Origin of the sequence: Cyanothece sp. BG0011 (assembly GCF_003013815.1) — a bacterium.
GTDB lineage: Bacteria > Cyanobacteriota > Cyanobacteriia > Cyanobacteriales > Microcystaceae > Crocosphaera.
Genome location: NZ_PRLH01000173.1, coordinates 1 through 3,215 on the forward strand (window position 1 = coordinate 1; position 3,215 = coordinate 3,215).

3 pseudogenes are annotated in these 3,215 nt (G+C 44.1%); 2 read left to right on the forward strand and 1 reads right to left on the reverse strand.

The features are described 5' to 3' along the window. Together C4E06_RS29725 and C4E06_RS28990 are read left to right on the forward strand one after the other, a co-directional pair. Window positions 1-1,243 (forward strand): annotated as a pseudogene (locus C4E06_RS29725) (HlyD family efflux transporter periplasmic adaptor subunit); the annotation flags it as partial. Window positions 1,244-1,264: 21 nt separating this feature from the next. Further along, window positions 1,265-2,059 (forward strand): annotated as a pseudogene (locus tag C4E06_RS28990) (ATP-grasp domain-containing protein); the annotation flags it as partial. A 2-nt stretch (window positions 2,060-2,061) separates the two neighbouring features. Here the strand turns inward: C4E06_RS28990 and C4E06_RS21715 are convergent. Continuing rightward, window positions 2,062-3,215 (reverse strand): annotated as a pseudogene (locus C4E06_RS21715) (beta-ketoacyl synthase N-terminal-like domain-containing protein); the annotation flags it as partial.

Below are 3,215 nucleotides of genomic sequence, written 5' to 3' on the forward strand. Positions count from 1 at the left end.
TCCCACCGACGTAGAACGGGCGATCGTTAAACTGGATTTACCCACAGAAGTGGCGGCTCTAGCCCGTAACCGTGCGGCCTTAATTGCAGAAAATCGCCTCTATCAAACAGAATTAGGGAATCAAAGCCCAGGAAGCGCCTTAAGTCCCGAACAACTCGCTAGACTCAGAGCCTCTCAAGCGGAATCTTCTTCAAGAGCCTTAGCCGCCCAACTGGAAATGGATCAGCTAGAAAGACAACTCAGACAAACACAAGTTGAGTTAGCCGATGCTAAACAACAATTGACCGACGATCGCAAAGTATTGGCCGAGATCGAACAAAGAAACGAAAAAGCGATCGCAGAAGCCGAAAAGCCCTAGAAATTGAAGAAAAAATCTTAGGCGATATTGGACCGTTGGCCGAAGAAGGAGGGGTCGCTAGATTGCAAGTCGAACGACAACGACAAACCATCGCCGAACGCAGACAACAACTGACAGAACTGCGATCCAACGGAACCATTGAACGCGATCGCCAAAACCAACAAGTTCAAGATCGTCTCAAAGAAATTGAACGGTTTAGCGAAGAAGAAAAACGCTTAAAAATTGCCATTAATCAAGCAGAAGCTCAATTAGTCAATACTGTTAAACTCACAGAAAAAGACTTGAGGGATAAAGTTTCTGATAACAACGAAAGAATTGCCGATATTGATAGTCAATTAAATAAATCCATCGTCGAAAATGATAAACGAATTGCCGAATTAGGCAGTCAAATCAGTCGTACCAACGTGACTCTAAAATATCAAGAAATTAAAGCACCGGTAGGAGGAACCGTCTTCGATCTCAAAGCCGGGCCCGGTTATGTAACCTCCCCCAAACCAAACCGAACCTCTCTTAAAAATTGTCCCCGACGACAATTTAATTGCTGAAGTGAATATTACGAACCAAGACATCGGTTTTGTGCGAGTGGGGCAAAAAGTAGATGTGAGAATTGATTCTTTTCCGTTTAGTGAATTTGGGGATATTAAAGGAGAAGTGATGTCTATCGGTTCTGATGCCCTAGAACCCGATGAAATCTATCAATTTTATCGCTTTCCCGCCAAAGTAGAACTGGATCAACAATACTTGGCCACCGCCGATCGCGAAATTCCTTTACAATCAGGAATGTCTGTGACAGCTAATATTAAAGTTCGGGAAAATCGGACAGTGTTAAGTTTAATAACAGAACTGTTCAATAAAAAAGTGGAAAGTCTCAAACAAGTTCGTTAATGGGACAAACAAACAAACAAAATGGATTTATTGGAATATCAAGCAAAAGAACTGTTTCATCAGGTAGGCATTCCCGTTTTACCCTCCCAACCCATCGCCGAATTAAGTGAACTCAAACACTTGCATATTCGTTATCCAGTGGTCTTAAAATCTCAAGTCCATTCGGGAGGTCGAGGTAGGGCCGGGGGCATTCGTTTTGTGCAGAATACGATTGATGCTGTGGCGGCGGCCCAAGCCATTTTTAGTTTACCCATTTTAGGAGAATATCCTGAAGTGATTCTCGCTGAAGCCCGTTATGACACCCAAGAAGAAATTTTCTTATCCATTCTTCTGGATTATCAACTACAACGACCGATCTTAATGGGGTCAGCGAAAGGGGGAATTGATGTAGAAACCCTATTAAAACATATGCAAAAAGTGGTTCTCGATCAAGGGTTTTCTCCCTTTTATGCCCGTCGGTTAGCCACAAAAATGGGTCTTCAAGGTCGTCTCATTCATGGGGTTAGTACGATTATCGAAAAAATGTATCAATTATTTATTGAAAAAGACCTCGATTTGATCGAGATTAACCCTCTAGCAGTAAGTGCCTCTGGAGAAGTGATGGCCTTAGATGGGAAAATAACCGTTAATGATATGGCCTTGTCCCGTCACTTAGACTTGTTAGGGTTTCTCTCTCCCAAAGGCGATCATCCCTCTACCGTAACCCCTAACGGAAACATTGTGATCACCCCTCCCCAAAAACCCCGTTGGCTGGGGAGTAAAGAAAAAGGAGGTAATGTAGGGATTATTGCTAATGGGTTGGGACTCACGTTAACGACACCGGAAAAGACAAAGGTAATTTTCGGTTTACGTTTCGAGGGTTTCGGTAAACTGTCTAAGTCAACGGCTTCTAGTTCTTGTAAACTAGCTTGTAATTCTTGGGGAGAATTAATCACCACAGCTCGGCGGTGAGCATGGTGCGTCCGCCTTGTACTCGCACTATAACAAAGATTCTGTACATCGTTTGGGGTCAGTTCTTTGTCTTCTATTAAGCCTTGATACCCCTGCACTAGGTTAGTGACTGCTTCGGGGGTATGGGCTGAGATAGGCAGTAAATGGGGAAACCGTAAGGGGGGTTGCTGAGTCGTTTGAGATAAGGTAACGGCTTCTAAGATGATATGAGCGTTCGTTCCCGAAAAACCAAAGGAACTGATACCCACTTTAGCAGGCGTCTCTTTTTGGGGCCAAGGAATTAGAGTCGATTGTACTTTAAGGGGTAATTTATCAAAAGGAATATAAGGGTTAGGCTGATTAAAATGAAGACTAGGGGGAATTTGTTGATATTTCAGAGATAGTGCCATTTTGATGACACTGGCAATGCCAGCGGCCGCTTCTAAATGACCAATATTACTTTTAACCGATCCCACTAAACAAGGATCATCAGGGTTGCGCCCTTCTCCTAAAACGGTACCTAAGGCCATGGCTTCAATGGGATCACCTAACGGGGTGCCAGTTCCATGTAATTCCACATAATTGATCTCTTTGGGCTGAACTTCAGCACTGTGCAATGCCCGACGAATTAAGGTTTCTTGGGCTGGTCCGTAGGGAACCGTTAAGCCTTTACTCCGTCCATCATGATTAATGGCACTGCCTCGGATCACTGCATAGATAGGGTCATGATCGGCGATCGCTTTTGATAAGGGTTTAAGGAGAATACAACCAGCCCCTTCGCTACGCACATAGCCATTAGCACTAGCATCAAACGTCTTACACCGTCCATCGGGAGATAGGGCTTTTAATCGACTCAAGGCAATATTACCAATGGGAGATAAAATGACATTGACTCCTCCTGCTAAGGCCATTTCTGCCTCTTGGTTCCAAATGCTTTGGCAAGCTAAATGCACTGCCACCAAGGAAGAAGAACAAGCCGTATTAACAGCTAAACTCGGACCCCGTAGATTAAACAAGTAAGAAAGACGGCCCGCCGCTATAT